Source organism: Kitasatospora sp. NPDC093102, assembly GCF_040683915.1.
In the GTDB taxonomy this organism is placed as follows: domain Bacteria; phylum Actinomycetota; class Actinomycetes; order Streptomycetales; family Streptomycetaceae; genus Kitasatospora.
Genome location: NZ_JBFBFA010000049.1, coordinates 1 through 21,869, shown reverse-complemented (window position 1 = coordinate 21,869; position 21,869 = coordinate 1). Strand labels below are relative to the sequence as shown.

At 73.9% G+C, this 21,869-nt stretch carries 18 protein-coding genes; 10 read left to right on the top strand and 8 right to left on the bottom strand.

Translation table 11 applies throughout. The features are described from left to right. Window positions 1-20: 20 nt before the first annotated feature. The 5 genes from AB0O11_RS34285 to AB0O11_RS34265 form a co-directional block, all read right to left on the bottom strand. On the bottom strand, window positions 21-1,286 hold the full coding sequence (locus AB0O11_RS34285; protein WP_363394853.1) for a helix-turn-helix domain-containing protein: 1,266 nt from the start codon (window positions 1,284-1,286) through the stop codon (window positions 21-23). Between the two features lie 246 nt (window positions 1,287-1,532). After that, entirely contained in the window at window positions 1,533-1,679 is a 147-nt protein-coding gene (locus AB0O11_RS34280) for a hypothetical protein (RefSeq protein ID WP_363394851.1), read from the bottom strand. Window positions 1,680-1,752: 73 nt separating this feature from the next. Beyond that, window positions 1,753-2,187, bottom strand: a complete 435-nt coding sequence (locus AB0O11_RS34275; protein WP_363394849.1) for a hypothetical protein — start codon at window positions 2,185-2,187, stop codon at window positions 1,753-1,755. Next, window positions 2,184-2,627 (bottom strand): STAS domain-containing protein, encoded by a 444-nt coding sequence (locus AB0O11_RS34270; protein WP_363394847.1) that lies wholly within the window; start codon window positions 2,625-2,627, stop codon window positions 2,184-2,186. The genes AB0O11_RS34275 and AB0O11_RS34270 overlap by 4 nt, the downstream gene beginning before the upstream one ends. Window positions 2,628-2,899: 272 nt before the next feature. Next, the gene (locus AB0O11_RS34265) at window positions 2,900-3,415 is read right to left on the bottom strand and encodes a hypothetical protein (protein WP_363394845.1); all 516 of its coding nucleotides are present in this window, start codon (window positions 3,413-3,415) and stop codon (window positions 2,900-2,902) included. 365 nt (window positions 3,416-3,780) lie between these two features. On the opposite strand from AB0O11_RS34265, the gene AB0O11_RS34260 reads away from it, so the two are divergent. The 4 genes from AB0O11_RS34260 to AB0O11_RS34245 all read left to right on the top strand — a co-directional run bounded on the left by AB0O11_RS34260 (window position 3,781) and on the right by AB0O11_RS34245 (window position 7,212). Continuing rightward, a complete protein-coding gene (locus AB0O11_RS34260) occupies window positions 3,781-4,671 on the top strand; it encodes a YhjD/YihY/BrkB family envelope integrity protein (protein ID WP_363394843.1) in 891 nt (296 codons plus the stop codon). A 119-nt stretch (window positions 4,672-4,790) separates the two neighbouring features. Continuing rightward, the gene (locus AB0O11_RS34255; protein ID WP_363394841.1) at window positions 4,791-5,462 is read left to right on the top strand and encodes a HEAT repeat domain-containing protein; all 672 of its coding nucleotides are present in this window, start codon (window positions 4,791-4,793) and stop codon (window positions 5,460-5,462) included. Between the two features lie 3 nt (window positions 5,463-5,465). Beyond that, window positions 5,466-6,470: a MerR family transcriptional regulator gene (locus AB0O11_RS34250; protein WP_363394839.1), complete on the top strand. Its 1,005-nt coding sequence runs from the start codon at window positions 5,466-5,468 to the stop codon at window positions 6,468-6,470. A 265-nt stretch (window positions 6,471-6,735) separates the two neighbouring features. Next, window positions 6,736-7,212, top strand: a complete 477-nt coding sequence (locus AB0O11_RS34245) for a pyridoxamine 5'-phosphate oxidase family protein (RefSeq protein ID WP_363394837.1) — start codon at window positions 6,736-6,738, stop codon at window positions 7,210-7,212. A gap of 11 nt (window positions 7,213-7,223) precedes the next feature. Here AB0O11_RS34245 and AB0O11_RS34240 read toward each other — a convergent pair whose 3' ends face one another. Continuing rightward, window positions 7,224-8,909, bottom strand: a complete 1,686-nt coding sequence (locus tag AB0O11_RS34240; RefSeq protein WP_363394882.1) for a GAF domain-containing protein — start codon at window positions 8,907-8,909, stop codon at window positions 7,224-7,226. A 261-nt stretch (window positions 8,910-9,170) separates the two neighbouring features. Here AB0O11_RS34240 and AB0O11_RS34235 point away from each other — a divergent pair, with 261 nt between their 5' ends. The 4 genes from AB0O11_RS34235 to pflA all read left to right on the top strand — a co-directional run bounded on the left by AB0O11_RS34235 (window position 9,171) and on the right by pflA (window position 15,985). Further along, complete coding sequence (locus AB0O11_RS34235) at window positions 9,171-10,040, top strand: universal stress protein (RefSeq protein WP_363394835.1); 870 nt, start codon at window positions 9,171-9,173, stop codon at window positions 10,038-10,040. A 184-nt stretch (window positions 10,041-10,224) separates the two neighbouring features. Beyond that, window positions 10,225-12,879 (top strand): bifunctional acetaldehyde-CoA/alcohol dehydrogenase, encoded by a 2,655-nt coding sequence (gene adhE / locus AB0O11_RS34230; protein WP_363394833.1) that lies wholly within the window; start codon window positions 10,225-10,227, stop codon window positions 12,877-12,879. Between the two features lie 15 nt (window positions 12,880-12,894). After that, window positions 12,895-15,159: a formate C-acetyltransferase gene (gene pflB, locus AB0O11_RS34225; protein ID WP_363394831.1), complete on the top strand. Its 2,265-nt coding sequence runs from the start codon at window positions 12,895-12,897 to the stop codon at window positions 15,157-15,159. Window positions 15,160-15,235: 76 nt separating this feature from the next. Then, entirely contained in the window at window positions 15,236-15,985 is a 750-nt protein-coding gene (gene pflA, locus AB0O11_RS34220; protein ID WP_363394829.1) for a pyruvate formate-lyase-activating protein, read from the top strand. Window positions 15,986-16,016: 31 nt separating this feature from the next. Here the strand turns inward: pflA and AB0O11_RS34215 are convergent, their stop codons facing one another. Together AB0O11_RS34215 and AB0O11_RS34210 are read right to left on the bottom strand one after the other, a co-directional pair. Continuing rightward, window positions 16,017-16,736 carry a hypothetical protein gene (locus tag AB0O11_RS34215; protein ID WP_363394827.1) on the bottom strand — a complete coding sequence of 240 codons (720 nt, stop codon included), beginning with the start codon at window positions 16,734-16,736 and terminating at the stop codon, window positions 16,017-16,019. A 144-nt stretch (window positions 16,737-16,880) separates the two neighbouring features. After that, complete coding sequence (locus AB0O11_RS34210; RefSeq protein ID WP_363394825.1) at window positions 16,881-17,423, bottom strand: hypothetical protein; 543 nt, start codon at window positions 17,421-17,423, stop codon at window positions 16,881-16,883. Between the two features lie 180 nt (window positions 17,424-17,603). Between AB0O11_RS34210 and AB0O11_RS34205 the strand changes: the two genes are divergently transcribed. Both AB0O11_RS34205 and htpG read left to right on the top strand, forming a co-directional pair. After that, on the top strand, window positions 17,604-19,826 hold the full coding sequence (locus tag AB0O11_RS34205; RefSeq protein ID WP_363394823.1) for a BTAD domain-containing putative transcriptional regulator: 2,223 nt from the start codon (window positions 17,604-17,606) through the stop codon (window positions 19,824-19,826). Beyond that, a complete protein-coding gene (gene htpG, locus AB0O11_RS34200; RefSeq protein WP_363394821.1) occupies window positions 19,819-21,735 on the top strand; it encodes a molecular chaperone HtpG in 1,917 nt (638 codons plus the stop codon). Before AB0O11_RS34205 ends, htpG begins: the two co-directional genes overlap by 8 nt. The last annotated feature ends 134 nt before the right edge of the window (window positions 21,736-21,869 follow it).

Genomic DNA, 21,869 nt, shown 5'->3' with positions numbered 1-21,869 from the left:
GACGCACGCCCCCTCGACGGTCAGCCCGCGACGGCCAGCAGCGGGACGTCCCCGCCCGGCCCGAGCCGGACCGCGGGCTCCTCCCGGACGAGGCGCCGGCACAGGTTGAGCACCGTGAAGCGCACGCCGTCCCGGGCGGGCACGCTGCGGATCAGCCCGCGCGACAGCAGTTCGTGCACCGTGGCCAGGCAGGTCTGCAGCGCCCAGCCGCTGCGCACCACCGCGTCCTCCCCCGACCAGTCCCCCGGCTCGTCCACGAGCACTTCCAGCAGGGCGCGTTGACGGTCCGTCAGTTGCCGGATGGCCGGCTCCACCTCGTCCCGCAGGTCCCCGCGCGCGCCGAACACCACCGGCGGCGCCGCCAGCGTGAACGGGACGGCCGCCAGCCCGGCCACCAGCTGGGCGGTGGACTGCACCAGCGCCCACCCCGCCGCCCGCTCCAACGCGCCCGGCAGGCCGTCCAGGCGGCGGCAGAGCTCCGCGACGGCGGGCGCCTCGGAGCGCTCCAGGGTGTAGCCGGGACGCAGCCGGCGCAGGTGCGACAGCAGCAGCCGGACGGCCCCGACCTGCGCCAACGCCTCGGGTTCGGCGTCGAGTTCGGGCGCCGGGACGGGAAGCGGCGCGAGCGGGATGACCTGGCCGCCGGGCAGCGGCCGGGCCTCCCGGGCGGTGATCAGCACCCGCAGCCCGGGGCAGTGGTGGAACAGCCCGTCCAGCTGCCCGGCGTCCACCCCGCCGTCGGCGCCGTCCAGCACCAGCAGGGCGGGCCGGTCGCCGATGTCCCGAACGAGGTCGTCCAGCCGTCCGCGCCAGGGGTGCGGGCCACCGCCGCAGTCCACCCAGCGCACCGACCAGCGGACGGCCAGGTGCAGCCGGCGGGCCACCTCCAGGGCGAGCCGGGACTTGCCCACCCCGCCGAGGCCCACCAGCGACACCAGCCGGTCCCCGTGCACGGCGAAGGCGTCGGCCAGCACCTCGGCCTCCGCCTCCCGGCCGACGATCGCCCCGCGCGCCACCGGCGGGGCGGCCGGCTCGGCCACCTGCTCGTCCGCGAGCGGATGCCGGCGGGCGGCCTCCTCGAAGTCCGTCCGGCTGCGGCCCTCCAGCCGCAGCGCGTCCGCCAGCAGCCGGACGGTCTCGTTGCGGGGCCGGCGCACCCGGCCGCTCTCCATGTCCCGGATCGCCCGTACGCTCAGGGTCGCGTGATCGGCCAGGCACTGCTGGGTCAGTCCGACCCGCTCGCGCCGTAGCCGCAGCAGCTCGCCGAAGCCCGCCGCCGTTCTCACCGCTTGCACCGACTGCCCGCCGTCCATGCCTCGTCTGCCCTTCGTGGTCCGGACTCCTCCTGGGGGCGGGTCCGGCGGCGGCGTCAGCGCTGGGCGCCCGCGCGGCCCGTGGTCCGGCCGTGCGGGACCCGGTGGTCAGGCTGTGGCCGCCGAACCCGGTCCCTCCGGTTCCCGATGCTCCAGGCTCGCCGTCTATGCCCGATCAACGGCCGATCACCGGCCCTACCCATGAACTTCACCCAGGCCTCACAGCCCGTCCGCCACCCGGTCGGAGCCCGCTCCCGGCCCGGCCAGGCGGTCGGACACCGGTGTACGGGCGGCGCCGTCCCGTCCCGGCCGGTCGCGGTGGTCCTGTTCCGCGGGCAGGCCGGCGGCGCCCCGCCCGGTGGGCACGGACCGGCCCGGATCCTGGACGGTTGCCGGGATCCGGGCCGGTCGCGCTGTCAGGGACAGGCGTTCTCGGAGGTCACACGGTCCCCTTCTCGATGCGGCCGACGCACAGCGCCCAGATGACGAGGACGTCGATCGCGATCAGGACGAGGGCCCAGGCCGGGTAGTAGGGCAGCCACAGGAAGTTGGCGATCATCCCCAGCCCGGCGACGACGATACCGAGGACACGGGCCCAGACCGCGCCGCTGAAGATCGCGATGCCCGTCACGACGATGACGACCCCGAGGATGACGTGGATCCACCCCCACCCCGCGGAGTTCAGCGAGTACACGTAGTTGCGGGTGACGAAAACCAGGTCGTCCTTGGCGACGGCGGAGATCCCCTCGAAGATCGCCATCAGGCCGCCGGTGATCAGCATGACTCCCGCGAAGATGGTCCACCCGGTCGCATAGGGATGCCGTTGGGGCTGGGGGATCTGGCTGCTGCCGACTCCGGAAACGCTGCTGGTCATGACAGTGACTCCTTCGGTGGGAACCGCCTCACGGGCAGCGGGAGGCGGGACGGTGGAGCAACTGGTCGCAGGTGCTCCGGGGACGCGGCACCCGTCCGGTTCCCGACCGGTGCGGGTACGGGTTCGGGGAGGAGGAGATCAGTGGCGTGCAGGAGTGCGAGGACTCGGCGGAGCCCTGGCCGGACGCCGACGAGACGGAACTCGACGTGTCGGAGGCCTGACGCCCGCCGGGCCTGGAGGAGCGCGCGCAGCCCGGAGGCGTCGCAGAAGGTGAGGGCGGAGACGTCGAGGTCCAGCCGGGACGGACCGGCCGCCAGGGCCCGGAAGACGGCATCGGTCACGAGCGGCCCGGTGGCGATGTCGAGTTCGCCCTCCAGCGACACCAGCACGGTGTCCTGGTACGGCCCGGTCTCGGTGCGCAGTAGGTCGTCGGCTCTCATGGCCACCGCCTGGGAAGCTCGGCTGACGGAAGGACCCGGAACGGCGTCCTACGTTCACGGTAGAACCGGATCCCCGTCCTGTCGTGGCACGGACGGACCGCGGCGGTGGCCCGTGCGACCGCACGGAGCCCGTTCAGCTGTCCTCCCGCGGGTTCTCGGCGCTGACCCGCCCGGACGCGGCGAGCAGCGCCAGGACGTCGAGGACGGCGAGGAGCACCAGGCCGAGCAGCACGGTGAGCACCGTCGGGTGGCAGCTGAGGGCTCGGGGCCGTTCAGTGCCCGACGGCCACCTTGGCCGCCACGATGACCAGGCCCAGGAGCAGGTTGACCGCGCCCTCGACGACGGCCTGCCCCACCGACGCACCGGCCCGGCGGGCGCCCAGCGTCGCCCAGGCCACCTGCTGTGCCACGGCGACACCGAGCGCCAGCCAGGCGTTCTCACCCGTCCCGAGCCAGGGACTGACCAGCACCGCCAGGGCCGGCAGCGCCGACGCCTCGACGAGCGGCCACTCGTGCCGGCCGACCTCGCGCACCTGGCTCCAGGTGACAGGGCGGCCGGCCTCGCGCTGTCCTGCCACGTGCGCGTAGACGTGGGCGATCCAGAAGACGATCCCGGTGATCACCAGCAGCAGGATCAGCGACAGCCGCGGGTGCGGTTCGTGGACGCTGGAGGCCGCGATCACGGAGGCGGCGAGCATCGAGCCGTACACCGCGCCGGCGTAGTCCGTCCGGTTCCCGGGTCCGCCCGGGGCCCGTCCGGGCGGGGCGGGGGTACGACTGCGGGACATGGTCGCGACGCCTCCTCCCGTCCCCGCGTCGGAGACGGCCGATGGGTCCGTCGCGGCCATCATCGCCGCTTCCCCGGGTTCCGGCCTCGCCTCCGCAGGCGGATCCGGGCGCGGCCGGCCGCCCCGCACCGATGGCTCGCGGTCGGTGCCCCGTTCGGCGGGCCGCGGTGCCCCGGCCGCACCTCGGTCGAAGGAGGAACCGGGCCCGGTCGCCCGTCGTGGGCCGGTGCGTTGCGCCGAACGGCGGGCCGTCCGAGGTGCGGCACCCCGTCCCGTCGCCCAGTCTTGGACGGAATCCGGAGCGCTCGGGCCGACGGCGAGCCGCAGCGGACCGGAGTGCAGGCATCGGCCGGAGGGAGCGCGGAGTGGCGGCACGGCGTGGTCACACCAGCCGCGCCGACTGGATCCGCACCAGGTCCGCCTGGCTGCGGGGGCGGACGGCCACCCTGAGCGAGGTCCCGTTCCTGCGGCGACTCGCCGCCCAGCTGTTCCACATCCACGTCCTGGACATGGCCACCCGCCTCGCGGCCCAGACGTTCCTGACCGCCATCCCGGTGCTGTTCGCCCTGGCCGCCTTCATGCCCCAGGAGGTGCGCAGCGGCATCTCCGAGTCCCTGCGCACCGTCCTGGGGCTCCACGGCGCCTCACTCGACGAGGTCAAGGGAGTGCTCCAGCCCAGCGGGCCGGACTCCACCACCGACACCTACGGCGGCATCGGAATCCTGGTGACCCTGCTCTCGGCCACGAGTTGCAGCCGCATCCTGCAACGCCTGTGCGAGCGGAGCTGGCACCTGCCCCATCTGGCGGGACGGTTGGCCGCTTGGCGGTGGCTGGCCTGGCTCCTGGTGTGGCTCACCGCCCTGGTCCTCCAGGGTCAGGTGCGGACCGGGTTCGGGGCGGGCGAGGGCCTCGGGGCCGTGCTCTACCTCATCACGGCCGCTCTGCTCTGGTGGTGGACCCAGCACCTGCTCCTCGGCGGCCGCGTTCCCTGGCCACCGCTGCTGCCGGGGGCCGTGCTGGCCGGTGCCGGGTTGACGGCGTTCACCTGGGTGTCGCAGCTCTACATCCCCCGCTCGCTGAACCGCAGCGTGACGCAGTTCGGCCCGCTCGGCATGGTCTTCACCCTGCTCAGCTGGCTCATCGTGCTGTTCACGGTCATCACGCTCGGGATCGGCGTCGGGTACGTGGTGGCGGGCCAGGGGCGGCTGGCCCAGCTGCTGGCGACTCCGGAGCCGGCCCCGGACGACGAGGACTGAGGGCCGAAGGGGCGTACGGCCGCCGACCGGTGGGACGACGCCCCTCGGCCCGGCCCAGCCCGACCGCTTGACCTTGACACGGTGACAAGGCCTTCACTGCTGCCGAGGAGGTGGTCCGGATGACCAGACCGGAAGAGGACACGGACACGATGCGGGCGCTGCGGGCACTGGAGCACGACGACTCGTCGGTCCGTCTGAGGGCGGCGATGGCCGTCGGCACGGCCCCCGACCCGGGGTACGTCGGCGGGCTCGTCGAACGGTGCGCGGTCGAGCCCGAGTTCTCCGTGCGCGAGATGCTCACCTGGGCACGCACCCGGCACGCGGCGGCGCTGACGGTCCCGCTGCTGCTCGGCGAGGTCCGCTCGGAGCGTGCGCAGGCACGGAGCCAGGCCCTGCACACACTGTCCAAGATCGGGGACCGGCGGGCGTGGCCGGCGATCACGCCCGCGCTGCTGGCCGACGCCGACGAGGAGGTGGCCCGCAGCGCCTGGCGGGCCGCGGTCGTGCTCGTACCCGAGGGTGGCGGGCGCGCGTTGGCCGTAGTGTTGGCGGCTCAGCTCGGGCGCGGCGGGCACGAGACGCAGCTGAGCCTCAGTCGGGCGCTGATCGCGCTCGGTGAGGTGATGCTGCCGGCGCTGGGCGCCGCGACGACGGACCTCGACCCCCGGGTGCGCGCGCACGCGCTCGCCACCGAACGGCTGTGGCGCGACCCGGATGCCGGATTCGAGTCCGCGATCGAGGAGGCGAAACGCACGGTGGCCCTCGGCGGGGGCGGCCGGGAGGGACGGTAGGCAGTGTTGATCGGCGACGTCGCGCGGCGGTCCGGGGTCAGCGCCCGCATGCTCAGGCACTACGAATCGCTCGGGCTGGTGCGGCCGACGGGGCGCACCGGCTCCGGCTACCGCCGGTACTCGGACGAGGACATCCGGCGGATCTTCCACATCGAGAGCCTGCGGTCGCTGGGCCTGTCGCTGCGCGACGTCGGGCGGGCGCTCGACGACCCCGGCTTCGCGCCCGCGGAGCTCGTGGACGACCTCATCCGCCGGACCCGCGAGCGCATCGCGGCGGAGACGGAGCTGCTCACCCGGCTCCGGCGGATCGACGCCGCGGAACCCGCCGGCTGGGAGGAGGTCCTCCGGGTCGTCGCGCTGCTCCAGGCCCTGGAGTCGAAGAGCCCGGGGGCGCGCCAGCGCGCGGCCCTGTCCGCGGGCGAGGACACTCCGGCGCCGGTGGAGGCACTGGTCGAGGCCGTACTGGGCGAATCGGACCCGAACGTCGCCGGAGCCCTCCGCTGGGCTCTGGCGCAGGCGGGCGGGGAAGGGACGGCGCTGCTCGCGGAGGGCCTCCACTCACCCGCGGCCGAGGTGCGCGAACGTGCCGTCCGGTCCCTCGCCGAGCTGCCGGACGGCACGGCGACCGCCCTGCTGCGGGACGCCCTCGGGAATGCCGACGCCGTGGTCCGCAGGTACGCGGCCCTGGCGCTCGGAGCCCGCGGCGTGGCCGACGCGGTCCCGACGCTCATCGACATGATCGTCGAGGCGGTGAACGATGCCGACGCGGCCGACGCGCTGGGCGCGCTGGCGAGCGACCCCGCGCTGACGGACCGGATCGCCACCGGGCTCGTCGACCGCCTCGCCCCCGACACCGTCGGGCCGGACGCTCGCCGGCGGCTGACCCAGGCGCTCGCGGACGTCCCGGGAGGCACGACGTCCCGCGCCCTGGAGGAACTGTCCCAGGACGAGGACCGTGCGGTCGCGCTGACCGCGACGTACATTCTCAAGCTGCGCAACACGCGGTAGCGGGTCGGCTCCGGGGGCGGGTTCGAAGGTGGGGACGGCGTGACAGGGGCCAGGCGGTTACGTCGGCAGGGGCGGCAGGGGCGGCCATCTCCCGGCTGCTCGCCGAGCTCGGCGAGGAGCGGCGCGTCCAGGCCGCCCTCACCGCCGACCGGGTCCTCGCCCCCCGCGCAGTGCCGGCCGTCGGCCCCGATCCGGGTCCACTCGGCGGTAGGCAGGGACCGAACGACCCTCCCCCGTTCCCCGCGCGATGCGAACAATCGAAGGCATGGAACCCGACCGCATCCCCGCCGCGCTCCCGGCCCTGGACGAGCAGCACTGCTTCCGCCTGCTGGCCGGCAGCTCGGTCGGCCGCGTGGTGTACACGGTCGGCGCGCTGCCGGCCGTCCGACCGGTCCCCTACCGGATCGGCGGCGACGGCAGCGTGCTGGTGCGCGCCGCCGCACACTCGGAACTGGTCCGCGCGGTCGCCGGCGCCCTGGTGGCGTTCGAGGCGGGCGAGATCGACGAGGCGGACGGAACCGGCTGGAGCGTGACCGTACTGGGACGCGCCGACGTCTCGGATCTCCCCACCGAGGAGGTCCCCGCCAAAGAGGTCCCCGCCGAGGAGGTCCCGCCAGCCCGGGAGGACCGGTCCGCCGGGCAGGACCCGTCCGTCCCCGCGGTCCGGCCGCCCCGCCAGGTCTCCATCCGGATCCGGCCCGAACTGGTCACCGGGCTCCTGCTGCCGGACACCCGGTCCTAGGACCGCCCCGCTCAGACCGGCAGCGGGGCCGACCAGACCACCCGGGTTCCGCCCTCCGCCGGGCGGACCAGCTCGAACGACCCGCCCAGCGTCCGCGCCCGCTCCGCCAGGTTCGACAGCCCGCTGCGCCGCCCCTGTTCGGGGACGCCGACGCCGTCGTCCTGCACGGACACCAGCACCCGCCCGCCGGAGGCCTGGAGCACGACCTCGACCCGGCCCGCCCGCGCGTGCCGGGCCGCGTTGCTCAGCGCCTCGGCCAGGACGGCGAGGACCTGCTCGGCCACCTCCGCCGGGACATCGGTGTCCAGCAGGCCCTCCATGCTCAGCCGCGGTGCGAAGCCGAGCACCGTCTGTGCCTGTTCCACCGTACGGACGGCCCTGGCGCGCAGGCCGTGGCCGGCGGCCTCCTCCCGAGCCCGGAGACCGAAGATGGTCGACCTGATGATCTTGATGGTCTCGTCCAGGTCCCCCACCGCACGCAGCACCCGGTCCGAGGCGGTGGCGTGGTCGATGAACCGGGCGGCGCTCTGCAGCGTCATCCCGGTGGCGAACAGCCGCTGGATGGCCAGGTCGTGCAGGTCGCGGGCGATCCGGTCGCGGTCCTCCAGCATCGCCAGCTGTTCGGCGTCCCTGCGGCGCTCCGCCAGTTCCAGGGCCAGCGCGGCCTGATCGGCGAAGCCCAGCAGCGGCCCGGTCTCCCGGTCGGAGAACTCGGGCCGGCCCGCCTCCCTGGCCAGCAGCAGCACGCCGTCGATCTGCCCCTCGGCCCGGCCCAGCGGCACCGCGACCGCCGGTCCGAGCCCGCCGAAGCGGTTCGGCCCCGCCGAGAGCCGGGGGTCGCCCGCCAGGTCCACCGTGGTCACCGGCACCCCCGAGGCGCAGGCCGCGCCCGACAGGGAGCCCTCCAGAGGCACCACCAGGCCCGACCGGCCGGCCGCGTCGCCGCCCAGTGCCAGCTCCACCCGGACCGTCCCCGTCCCGGCCACCGGTACGGAGACGTCCGCCAGGTCCGCACCGGTGATCTCCCGGGCCCGCTGGGCGATCAGCTCCAGCACCTCGGAGCGGGAGCCGCCGGACAGCAGCGCGCGGGTGATCTCCGCACTCGCGCTCAGCCACCGCTGCTGGCGCTGGGCCTCCTCGTACAGCCGGGCGTTGTCGACCGCCACCCCGGCCGCCACGGCCAGCGTGGAGATCACCGCCTCGTCGTCGGCGTCGAACTCCTCCCCGCCCTGCTTGTCGGTCAGGTAGAGGTTGCCGAACACCTCGTCGCGCACGCGCACCGGAACCCCGAGGAAGGTCCGCATCACGGGGTGGTGCGCCGGGCAGCCCACCGACGAGGAGTGCTCGGTGAGGTCGCCCAGGCGCAGCGGCGCCGGGTGGTGGATCAGCTCGCCCAGCAGGCCCCTGCCGGTCGGGTAGGGCCCGATCCGTGCCATCTCCTCGTCCGGCAGTCCGACCGTGTGGAACTGCGAGAGGGTCTCCCCGTCCGGCCCGATCACCCCGAGCGCGGCGTAGCGGGCGTCCACCAGGACGGCCGCGGCCTCCACGATCCTCCGCAGCACCTGCGTCAGGTCCAGCTCCCGGCCGACCGACAGCACCGCCTCCAGCAGGCTGTGCACCCGGTCCCTGGTGCCCCGGGCCACGTCGATCCGTGCCTGGAGTTCCTCCAGCAGTTCGTCCAGCCGCAGTTGCGGCATCCGTGACCGTACCGTCTCGCCGCTCACGGGCACCCTCCTCGTCGCCGCGGTCGCGGCCGATTGTCGCAGACGGGGGCGAACCGCGGGCGGCAACCGTGCGGCTTAGGGCCCTCCTGGCGGCCCCGCGGGCCGGGACCTTCGGTGCGCGACGGGGGCTGGTCGGCCCCTGGGGCGGACCACCTGTCCGGCGGGAGTCTGGTCACCGGACGGGACCGCGGCTGCCGACGCCGGGGCCGTCCGCTGACCAGGGAGGTCGCTGACATGTCGCACGACGTGCTGGTGGGGATCGACGGATCGGTGCAGAGCGCGGCAGCGGCCGAGTGGGCCGCCCACGAGGCCCACCGCAACGGGCGCGCGCTGCGGATGGTCCACGTCGCGGGAGGCGAGGTGGACGCCCTGGAGCGCGACCTCGGCGGCGGGAGCCCGCTGCCCCAGCCGGTGGCCTCGATCCGGGACCGGATCACGGCCGCGCTGCCGGAGCTGACGGTCTCCTGCGACATCGTCCCCGGGAACCCTGCCCACGCGCTGGCCGCCGCCTCCCGCCGGGCCGCTCTGCTGGTCCTCGGGTCGCGCGGCCTGGGCGGCTTCGCCGGACTGCTGGTCGGATCCGTCGGGCTGCGGGCCGCCGCCCGGGCCGAGTGCCCGGTGGTGCTGGTTCCCGCCGGCCAGGCCGGCCCCGTGGAGCCCGCCGCGGGGCCCGGCGAGGTGGTCGTGGGCGTGCAGGGCGACCGGCCGTGCGAGGCCGTGCTCGCCTTCGCCTTCCAGCACGCGGCGGCCGGCGGCGTCCCCCTGCGGGTGCTGGAGAGCCGCGACACCTTCCACGGGCCGTACACCACCGAGGCGCCGGTGGACCAGCGGGAGATCGGGGAGTCGCTGGCGGCCGCCGAGCAGGTGCGGCTCCAGGACGCGCTGTCGCGCTGGCAGGACAAGTTCCCCGGGGTCCGCACCGAGGTGGAGGTGTGCCCCTGGAGCCCGAGCCGGATGCTCGTGGAGGCCTCCCGCACCGCCTCGCTGGTCGTGCTCGGACGGCGCGCGCCCGCCCACCCGCTGGCCGGGCCCCGGCTGGGCGCGGTCGCCCAGTCGGTGCTCCACCACGCCCACGGCCCGGTCGCCGTCGTACCGCACCCCTGACCCGGCCGCCCCGGGCCCCGGACGCGGGACCAACCGCGCGGCGGGCCCGGGACCTTCGGCCGGGAGCGGGTCCCATTGGTCCGATCCCCCGGCGCCCCGCGCGAGGAAGCCTGGAGGGGACGGCGCGAACGGCACCCGCCCCGGCGCCCCGACATCGGACGATGTTCCGGAAAGGCAGTCCAGCATGGCCCGTCGCCCGCACAACGAGTCGAAGGCGGCTCCCGCGAGCAACAGCCTTCCCGCCCCCGAGCCGGCCGCCGTCGACCACCTGGTGCGCAACGCGCTCGAAGCGCTGGCCGCGTACGCCCCCTTCACCCAGGAACAGGTCGACCACATCGTCAAGAAGGCCTCGCTGGCCGCGCTGGAACGGCACACCGCCCTCGCGGTGCTGGCCGTCGAGGAGACCGGCCGCGGGGTCTTCGAGGACAAGGCGGTGAAGAACGTCTTCGCCTGCGAGAACGTCACCCACGTGATGGCCCGGACCAGGACGGTCGGGGTGGTGCACCGGGACGAGATCGACGGCATCGTGGAGATCGCCGAGCCGGTCGGTGTGGTCGCGGGCATCACCCCGGTGACCAACCCGACGTCGACCGTGATCTTCAAGTGCCTGCTGGCGCTGAAGACCCGCAACCCGATCGTCTTCGCCTTCCACCCCTCGGCCCAGCGCTGTTCCGCCGAGGCCGCCCGGATCGTCCGGGACGCCGCGGTGGCGGCCGGCGCGCCGGCCCACTGCGTCCAGTGGATCGACCAGCCCTCGATGGAGGCGACCGGCGCGCTGATGAAGCACCCGGACGTCGCCACGATCCTGGCCACCGGCGGCAACGCGATGGTGCGGGCGGCGTACTCGTGCGGCAAACCGGCGCTGGGGGTGGGCGCGGGCAACGTCCCCGCGTACATCGACAGGAGCGCGGACCTGAAGCGGGCGGTGAACGACGTCGTGCTGTCCAAGTCCTTCGACAACGGCATGATCTGCGCCTCCGAGCAGGCCGTCGTCCTGGACGCGGAGATCCGGGACGCCGCGCTCGCCGAGTTCCGCCGGCTCAAGGCGCACCACGCGAGCGCGGAGGAGAAGCTGCTGCTGGAGCGGTACCTGTTCGGCACCGGCGACGGAACGGCCTGTGCGGGCGGCCGGCTGAACGCGGCCGCGGTGGGCCGCTCGGCGGCACAGGTCGCCCGGGCCGCGGGCTTCGAGGTACCGGCCGACACCTCGGTGATCCTCGCCGACTGCGAGCGGGTGGGGCCGGCCGAGCCGCTGACCCGGGAGAAGCTGTGCCCGGTGCTGGCCGTCCTGACCGCGCGCTCACGCCGGGAGGGCGTCGAACTGTCCGCCGCGATGGTGGAGTTCGACGGGCTCGGGCACTCGGCGGCGGTGCACACCGAGGACGCGGCGTTCGTCGAGGAGTTCGGGCACGCGGTCAAGGCCTGCCGGATCATCTGGAATGCGCCCAGCTCGCACGGCGGCATCGGCGACGTCTACAACGCCTTCACGCCCTCGCTGACCCTGGGCTGCGGCAGCTACGGACACAACTCGGTGTCCGGCAACGTCTCGGCGCCGAACCTCCTCAACATCAAGCGGATCGGGCGGCGCAACACCAACATGCAGTGGTTCAAGGTCCCGCCGAAGATCTACTTCGAGCGCAACTCCGTCAAGTACCTGGCGAGCATGCCGAACGCGCACCGGATCGTCGTCGTCACGGACCGCACCATGGTGGAGATCGGCCACCTGGAGCGGATCCGGGACGTGCTCGGCCGCCGCCGCGACCCGGTCGAGGTGCGGGTGGTGGACGACGTCGAGCCGAACCCGAGCATCGACACCGTCCGCAAGGGTGCCGCCCTGATGCGGGAGTTCGAGCCGGACACGATCATCGCCCTGGGCGGCGGCTCCCCGATGGACGCCGCCAAGGTGATGTGGCTGATGTACGAGCACCCGGAGGTGGAGTTCGCGGACCTGAAGGAGAAGTTCTTCGACATCCGCAAGCGCGCCTTCACCTTCCCCGACCTGGGTGAGAAGGCGAAGCTGGTGTGCGTTCCCACCACCTCGGGCACCGGCAGCGAGGTCACCCCGTTCGCGGTCATCACCGACACCGCCACCGGCCAGAAGTACCCGCTCGCGGACTACGCGCTCACCCCGAGCGTGGCCATCGTGGACCCGGCCCTGACCACCGGGCTGCCGAAACACGTCACCGCGGACACCGGCTTCGACGCGCTCACCCACTGCATCGAGACCTACGTGTCCGTCTACGCCAACGACTTCACCGACGGACTGGCCCTGCAGGGCATCAAGCTGATCTTCGAGAACCTGGAGCGCGCCGTCCTGGACGGCCCGCACGACCCGGTGGCCCGCGAGAGGATGCACAACGCCGGGACGATCGCCGGGATGGCCTTCGGCTCGGCCTTCCTCGGCGTGGTGCACGCCATGGCCCACACCCTCGGCGGGACCTTCCACGTCGCCCACGGCCGCACCAACGCCCTGCTGCTGCCGCACGTGATCCGCTGGAACGGCTCCGCCCCGGGCAAGGTCACCGGCTGGCCGAAGTACCGGAGCTACACCGCCCCCGAGCGTTACCGGGACATCGCCCGGATGCTCGGCCTGCCCGCTGCCACCCCCGAGCAGGGCGTCGAGTCCCTCGCCGCGGCGGTCGAGGACCTGCGCGACAAGGTCGGCATCCCGCGCTCCTTCAAGGCGGCCGGCGTGGACGAGGCGGCCTTCCTGGCGGCCCTGCCCCAGCAGGCGATGAACGCCTACGAGGACCAGTGCGCCCCGGCCAACCCCCGGATGCCGATGGTCGCCGACATGCAGCAGCTGATGCGCCGGGCCTACTACGGCGACCAGGCCTGAGAGAGGAAAACCGAGATGATCACCTCGCAGCGGAGGCGGACCACGAGCGCCTGGGAGGGCTTCCAGGGCGGCCTGTGGCGGGACGCGATCGACGTCCGCGACTTCATCCAGCGCAACTACACCCCGTACGAGGGCGACGCGGCCTTCCTCGCCGGTCCGACCGAGCGGACCACCGCGGTGTGGCGGCGGATCACCGACCTCTTCCCGACGGAGCGCGCCAGGGGCGTGTACGACATCGCGTACGACATCCCGTCCGGCATCACCGCGCACGCGCCCGGATACATCGACCGGGAACGGGAGTTGATCGTCGGCCTGCAGACCGACGCCCCGCTCAGGCGCGCGATCATGCCGAACGGCGGCTGGCGGATGGTCGCCGGCGCGCTGCGCTCCTACGGCTACCCTGTCGACCCGGAGCTGGAGAAGGTCTTCACCCGGTACCGCAAGACCCACAACGACGGGGTGTTCGACGCGTACACCCCCGAGATCCTCGCCGCCCGCAAGGCCGGCGTGATCACCGGCCTGCCGGACGCCTACGGCCGCGGCCGGATCATCGGCGACTACCGCCGCGTCGCGCTGTACGGCGTGGACCGGCTGGTCGAGGTCAAGCTCGCCGAGAAGGCCGGCCTGGACGCGCCGCCCACCGACCCGGCGCGGCTGGAGGAGACCATCCGCGAGCGCGAGGAACTCGCCGAGCAGATCCGCGCGTTGGGCGAGCTCAAGGAGATGGCGTCGGCGTACGGGTACGACGTCTCCGGCCCGGCCACGACCGCCCGCGAGGCGATCCAGTGGCTCTACTTCGGCTATCTGGCGGCGGTCAAGGAGCAGAACGGCGCGGCGATGTCGCTCGGCCGCACCTCGACCTTCCTCGACGTCTATCTCCAGCGCGACCTCGACGGTGGTGTTCTGACGGAAAGTCAGGCACAGGAACTCGTCGACGACTTCGTCATCAAGCTGCGGATCGTCCGCTTCCTGCGCACCCCCGAGTACGACGAGCTGTTCTCCGGGGACCCGACCTGGGTCACCGAGTCCATCGGCGGCATGGGCTCGGACGGACGGACCCTGGTCACCCGGACCTCCTTCCGCTACCTGCAGACCCTCTACAACCTGGGCCCGGCCCCCGAGCCCAACATGACGGTCTTCTGGTCGCCGCACCTTCCGCCGGGGTTCAAGGAGTTCTGCGCGAAGGTGTCCGTCGACACCTCCTCGGTGCAGTACGAGTCCGACGAACTGATGCGGCCGCGCTTCGGTGACGACACCGCGATCGCCTGCTGCGTCTCCGCCATGGAGGTCGGCCGGCAGATGCAGTTCTTCGGCGCCCGGGTCAATCTCGCGAAGACCCTCCTCTACGCGATCAACGGCGGCCGGGACGAGCTGACCGGCGCCCAGGTCGGCCCGGCCACGGAGCCGGTCGGCGGAGTGGTGCTCGACTACGACGAGGTACTGGCCCGCTTCGACGAGCAGATGGACTGGCTCGCCGCGACGTACGTCCACGCACTCGACGTCATCCACTACATGCACGACAAGTACGCCTACGAGCGCATCGAGATGGCGCTGCACGACCGGGCGGTGCGGCGCACCATGGCCTGCGGCATCGCCGGACTGGCGGTCGCCGCCGACTCGCTGTCCGCGATCAGGTACGCCAAGGTCAGGCCGGTCCGCGACGAGACCGGCCTGGTCACCGACTACCTGGTCGACGGCGACTACCCCGCGTACGGCAACAACGACGACCGGGCGGACGAGATCGCGGTCCGGCTGGTCGAGCAGTTCATGGCGAAGGTCCGCCGGCACCCCACCTACCGGGGCGCCGAGCACACCCAGTCGGTCCTGACCATCACGTCCAACGTCGTCTACGGCAGGAAGACCGGCAACACCCCGGACGGGCGGCGGGCCGGCGAGCCCTTCTCCCCCGGCGCCAACCCGATGAACGGGCGTGACGCCCACGGCTACGTGGCGAGCGCGCTGTCCGTCGCCAAACTGCCCTACCGGCACGCCGAGGACGGCATCTCGCTCACCAACACCGTCACCCCGGACGCGCTCGGACGCACCCCCGAGGAACGGGTGCGCAACCTGGTCGGTGTGCTGGACGGCTACGTCACCTGCCACGGCTTCCACATGAACGTCAACGTCCTCGACCGGGACACCCTGCTGGACGCCATGGACCACCCGGAGAAGTACCCGCAGCTCACCATCCGGGTCAGCGGCTACGCGGTCAACTTCGTACGGCTCACCCGGGAGCAGCAACTCGACGTGATCGGCCGCACCTTCCACGACGCGCTGTAGTCCTGCCGCCCGCTCGCGGTGCCGGCGCCTCCCCGACCAGGGGGGCGCCGGCACCGCCCCCATCGAAGGAGCCCTCATGGCCGCCGATCCGCCCCCGGCCACCGGCACGCTGCACTCCTGGGACCTGTCCACCGGTGTCGACGGCCCCGGCACCCGCTTCGTCGCCTTCCTGGCCGGCTGCCCGCTGCGCTGCCTGTACTGCCACAACCCGGACACCCGGTCGATGCGCCACGGACGCCCCTGCACGGCCGAGGAGATCGTCCGGGAGGCCGCCAAGTACACCGGATTCATCCACGCCGCCGGCGGCGGCGCCACCATCAGCGGCGGCGAGCCGCTGCTCCAGCCCGCCCTCACCGGCGAGCTGCTGCACCGCTTCAAGCACGACCTCGGCCTGCACACGGCACTGGACACCTCCGGCTTCCTCGGTGCCCGGGCCACCGACGCACTGCTCGCCGACACCGACCTCGTGCTGCTGGACGTCAAGTCCTGGGACCGCGCCCTCTACCGCCGGGTGACCGGGCAGCGGCTCGCCCCCACCCTGGACTTCGCCCGCCGCCTGGCCGACCTCGGCACCGAGGTCTGGATCCGCTTCGTCCTCGTCCCGCACCTGACCGACCCCGCCGCGAACGTCGAGGGCGTCGCCGAGTTCGCCGCCTCGCTCGGCAACGTCACCCGCGTCGACGTGCTGCCCTTCCACAAGCTCGGCGCCCCCAAGTGGCGCGCGCTCGGCCTGGACTTCACCCTCGCCGACACACCCGTGCCCACTCCTGAACAGACCGCCGAGGCCAGGTCGGTGTTCGCCGCGCACGGGCTGTACGCCGTCTGAGCCCGGCCGGAGAGCTCGCGCCGGGCGGGGGTCAGCGCCGTACCGGCGGCTGCTCGACGGGCCCGTAGGCGCGCAGCTGGTACGGGAGCGCGGCCGGCCGCCGCCACTGGAGGTCGAGGCCGCAGGCGCCGAGGACGGCGCCGAAGGCGTGGCGCATCGCGTCCTGGACGGCGGTGCCTGTCCGGCACGGCGCGAGGGTGATGCCGGGCGCGTGCAGGTGGCCTGCGACGGGCAGGCCGGCGAGCGCGGCGGTACGGCGCACCGCGTCGACGACGTCCGCGCCGATGCCGAGGTCCTGCGGGCGGGACCCGGCCGGGGCCGGGGCGGAGGCGTCCTGGCCGGTGGCCGGAGCGGGGCCGACGGCCCGGCCGATCCTGGTCTCCCCGTCGAGCCGGCCGGCCACGACCTCGATGCCGAAGGCCGGCAGGAACTCCGCCAGCGCGTTCCGCATGCTGCTGCTGACGACCCGTCGGGCGCAGGACGCGGGCTGGTGGGGCTGTTCCATCGCCGCGGCGGCCGCCAGCCGGGGGCCGGGCTCCCAGTGCAGGGCGATCAGGCCGGCACAGTCGTCGGAGCCGTCGTGCGGCTCGGCCGGGCGCAGCTGGACGCCGGGCCCGTGCCCGCCGTACCCGACGGGCAGGCCGGCCAGGAGGAGCGCCTCGGTGACGCGGTCGGCGAGCAGCGGGTCGATCCGGGGCCCGCCGGGGCGGCGCCCCGCAGCCGTGTCCTGCCGTGCGGAAGCCGTGTCCACGCCGTCCTCCTCCGGGTCCCGGCCGGCGGCCGGCCGTCTGCGCCCGAGCGTACGGCGCACCCGGGCGACCCGTCGGCGAATCCCGGAAGTGGCCGCCGCGGCGCGCCCGCCGGGTGGGCGGGCGCGTCGGCGGCTTCCGTCCGGTCAGTTCCAGGGGTTGGCCGGCTGGTCGTTGATGGCCGTCCAGAACCGGGTGTTGTTCGGGATGTTGCCGTAGGCCCAGAAGGTCCAGCCACCGGTCAGCGACAGGTCGGGCCCGTAGTGGCCGTCGTGGAACTCGGCCTCGCGCCAGGCGGCGCCGAAGGCGGCCTGGCAGACGCTGTCCGCCGCGGCCCGGCTGTTGAGGCGGGAGCCCTTGACCGGCTGGCTGAGGGCGACGGTGCCCTGCGCCCAGCCGTTGTGGAAGGCGATCGTGAGCCCGTCCGGGGCCGGGCTGCCGTCGACGTTGAGGCAGAGCACGGGCAGCGAGACGGACGGCGCGGTGTCGCCGCTGTAGGCGTTGCTCGGGCTGCCGCCGGGGCCGCCGACCTGGACGGTGCCCTCCGGGCCGTAGGAGACGACGGACCAGGTCATCCCCAGGTGGGTGGCCGGCCCGGTGGCGGCGGAGGCCGGGGCGGCGGTGAGCGGGATCAGGGCGGCCGCGGCGACGGCGGTCGCGGTGGCGACGGCCTTCTTCAGACGGTTCATCAACTGCTCCTGTGGGTCGGGGTGTCTCGTCGGACCACCGGCTCGTTTCGGCCGGTGCCTGACAAAGTTCTCAACCGAACGCACACAACTGGCATGATCTGATCATCGATTCGTCACGACTCGCGCCCATCCACCACAGCGGCCGTCCCGACCGGCCGCGCGGGCCCCAGGGAGGGACGTGTGGAGTTCAGGATCCTCGGCTCGCTGGAGGTGTGGACCGGCGACGGCCGACGCATCCCCTCCGAAGGCTCCCGACAGGAACGGCTGCTCGCCGCCCTGCTGCTCAACGCGGACAGCTCCGTCCCGGTCGCCCGCCTGGTGGACGCCGTCTGGGACGAGCGGCCGCCGGCCACCGCCACCCGCCAGGTCCGCAACCTCGCCGGGCTGCTGCGGCGCCGCTTCGCCGAGGCCGACCCGGAGGCGCCGCCCGTCCTGCTGACCGACGGCCGCGGCTACCGCATCACCCTCACCGGCCACCGCCTGGACGCCCGCGACTTCACCGACCGGCTGGCCCGCGCCCGCGGCGAAGCCGCCGCCGGACGGACCGCGGACGCGGTCGACGGGCTCCGCGCGGCGCTCGCCCTGTGGCGCGGACCGGCGCTGGACGGGCTCGCCGTGGACGCGGACGCCCCGGGCGCCGTCGCGCTGGACGAACTGCGACTGACCGCCTGGGAGGAGTGCCTCGACCTGGAGCTCGCCCTCGGCCGGCACCGCGCGGCCGTCCCCGAACTGACCGCGCTGGTCGCCGACCAGCCGCTGCGGGAACGCTTCACCGGACAGCTGATGCGGGCCCTGCACGGCTCCGGACGCACGCCCGAAGGGCTCGCCGCCTACCGCCGGTTCGCCGAGCACCTCGCCGACGAACTCGGGCTCGACCCCGGGCCCGAGTTACGGGCGCTGCACCTGGAACTGCTGGCCACCGAGCCGGTCACCGCCGCCTCGCCCCGGGCCGGGGAAGCACCGGCCCCAGCGGCCCCAGCGGCGCTTCCCCCGGCACAGGCGCCACCACCACCCGCTCAACTCCCGCCCGCCCTGGCCACCTTCGTCGGACGGAGCACGGAACTGCGCGTCCTGGACTCGCTGCTCACCACCCCGGCGCCCCGGGAGACCGGTCCGGCCGCCGCCGTGTGCGCGGTCTCGGGACCGGCCGGGGTCGGCAAGACCACCCTCGCCGTCGCCTGGGCCCACCGCGTCCGGGACCGGTTCCCGGACGGTCAGCTCTACGCCGACCTGCACGGCTACTCCGTCGACGCACCGCTCGCCCCGCACACCGTCCTGGCCCGCTTCCTGCGCGCCCTGGGCGTGCCCGGCGACCGGATCCCCACGGCGCCGGACGAGGCGGCCGCGCTCTACCGCTCCCTGCTGGCCGACCGCCGGCTGCTCGTGGTCCTCGACAACGCCCGCGACGCCGAGCAGGTCCGCCCGCTGCTGCCGGGCGCCCCGGACTGCCGCACGGTGGTCACCAGCCGCACCCGGCTCGACGGACTGGCCGTGCGCAACGGCGCCCGGCCCCTGGTGCTCGACGTCCTGCCCGCCCACCAGGCCCTCGAACTGCTGGCCCGCATCATCGGCGAGCACCGCACCCGCGCCGAGCCGCGCGCTGCGGCCGAGCTCACCGCCGCCTGCGGCCGGCTGCCCCTCGCCCTGGCCGTGACCGCGAGCCGCCTCGCCGCCTGCCCGGACCGCAGCCTCACTGACCACGCCGCCGAACTCCTCGACGCGGAAACCCGGTTGAGTGCCCTCCAGATCGAGGGCGACGACACCTCGGCGGTCCGCGCCGCCTTCGGCCTCTCCTACCGCTCGCTCCCCGCCGAGGCCCGAGCCCTGCTCCGGCTGCTCACCCTGGTCCCGGCCGTCGGCATCGGCTCCGACGCGGCCGCCGCCCTGGCCGGCGCCCCCGCCGCCGCCGTCCGGCCCGTCCTCGACCGGCTGGCCGCCGCCCACCTTCTCACCCTCGAAGAGCGCGACCGCTACCGGCTCAACGACCTCCTGCGCCTCTACGCCGCCGAGCGCTGCTCCGTCGAGACCAGCGCCGCCGAGCGCCGCGCCGCCCTGGAACGCCTCGGCTCCTGGTACCTCCACCGCGGCCGCTCCCCCGCCTTCCTGCCCGCCCCGCCCGCCGCCGGCCACCCCCGGCACCCGGGCCACCACCTCGACGCATGGGTCGAGGTCGACCGCCTGGCAGCCGCGGCCGCCGACGCGGTGGCAGCGCCGGACGCCCCCGAGCCCGGCCCCGGCCGACGGCACCGGCCGACCGGGGCGCCCACGCCCACCCGACCGGCCCACGGCGCTCCCCCGCCCGTCGACGATCTACCATGCGGTACCGGCGGCGAGCCGCCCGGGCCCAGGCCCGTCCGTACCCTCCGTTCCCTTCGGGCAGAAAGGAAGCCCCAGAGTGGGTAGCACTGTCGAGACGATGGAATTCCAAGCCGAGACCCGTCAGTTGCTCCGGTTGGTGATCCACTCGATCTACTCGAACAAGGACATCTTCCTGCGCGAGCTGATCTCGAACGCCTCCGACGCACTGGACAAGATCCGGCTGGAATCGCTGACCGACCCCGACCTCGCGGCCGACACCTCGGACCTGCACATCGCACTGGACGCCGACCACGACGCCCGGACGCTGACCGTCCGCGACAACGGGGTCGGCATGAGCCGGGACGAGATCGTGGAGCTGATCGGCACGATCGCCAAGTCCGGCACCGCGGGTCTGCTGGAGAAGCTCAAGGGCGCCGAGGACGCCGCGGCGGCACAGAGCCTGATCGGGCAGTTCGGCGTCGGTTTCTACTCGGCGTTCATGGTCGCCGACAAGGTCACCCTGCGCACCCGCCGGGCCGGCACCGACGCCGGCACCCAGTGGGAATCCGCCGGCGAGGGCACCTACGAGCTCCGTGACGTCGACGGGCTGCCGGTGGGAACCTCCGTCACCCTGCACCTCAAGCCCGCCGACGGCGAGGACGGCCTGGCCGACTACCTGTCCGAGCGGAAGATCCGTCAGATCGTCAAGCAGTACTCGGACTTCATCCGCTGGCCCATCCGGATGGCCACCGAGCGGACCGGTGCCGAGGGCGCCACCACCACCGAGGTCGACACGCTCAACTCGATGAAGGCCCTCTGGGCCCGTCCGCGCAACGAGGTGACCGAGGCCGAGTACCACGAGTTCTACCAGCAGATCAGCCACGACTGGCAGGCCCCGGCCAAGACCGTCCACATGCGTGCCGAGGGCACCTTCGAGTACGAGGCGCTGCTCTTCCTCCCCGCGCAGGCACCGTTCGACCTGTTCTCCCGCGAACCCCGGCGCGGCGTGCAGCTGTACGTCAAGCGGGTGTTCATCATGGACGACTGCGAAGCGCTGATGCCCGACTACCTGCGCTTCGTCAAGGGCGTGGTGGACACCCACGACCTGTCGCTGAACATCTCCCGCGAGATCCTCCAGCACGACCGGCAGATCCGCGCGGTGCGCCGGCGCCTGGTCAAGAAGGTCCTCGGCGCGGTCAAGGAGATGCAGGCCGGCGACGCCGAGGCCTACGCGTCCTTCTGGTCCCAGTTCGGCCGCGTGCTGAAGGAGGGCCTGATCGAGGACACCGACAACACCGAGGCCCTGCTGGAACTGGTGTCGGCCGCCTCCACCCACGACCCGGACCGGACCACCACCCTGCGCGAGTACGTCGAGCGCATGAAGGACGGCCAGGAAGCGATCTACTACCTGACCGGCGAGACCCGGGCCACGGTGGAGAACTCCCCGCACCTGGAGGCCTTCCGCGCCAAGGGGTACGAGGTGCTGATCCTCACCGACCCCGTCGACGAGGTCTGGGTGGAGCGGGTCCCGGGCTTCGACGGCCACCGTCTCCGGTCCATCGCCAAGGGCCAGGTCGACCTCGACGAGCCGGCCGACGGGGACGAGGCGGCCGATGCCGAGAAGGCCAAGCGCGACCAGGACTTCGCCGCGCTGCTGACCTGGCTGACCACGGCCCTGTCCGAGCAGGTCAAGCAGGTCCGCCTGTCGTCGCGGCTGACGACCTCCGCGGCGTGCCTCGTCGGCGACGCCCACGACATGACCCCGACCCTGGAGAAGATGTACCGGGCGATGGGCCAGCAGGTGCCCCCGGTCAAGCGGATCCTCGAACTCAACCCGGCGCACCCCCTGGTCACCGCGCTGCGGACGGCGCACGAGGCCGACCCGGCCGACCCCGCGCTGACGGAGATCGCCGAGCTGGTCCACGGCGGCGCGCTGCTCGCCGAGGGCGGCGAGCTGACCGATCCGGCCCGCTTCACCCGGCTGCTCACCGAGCGGCTGACCCGGGCGCTGTGACGCGTGGGGTGGGGGGGGCCCCCCGCCCCGGGCCCCCCCGGTGCGGGAGACAACTACGTGGTCGCGGACCAACCCGCCCCCCACCCCCCCCCCCAGGTCCGCAAAGTTGTTGTCTACACCGGGGGGTGTCCCCC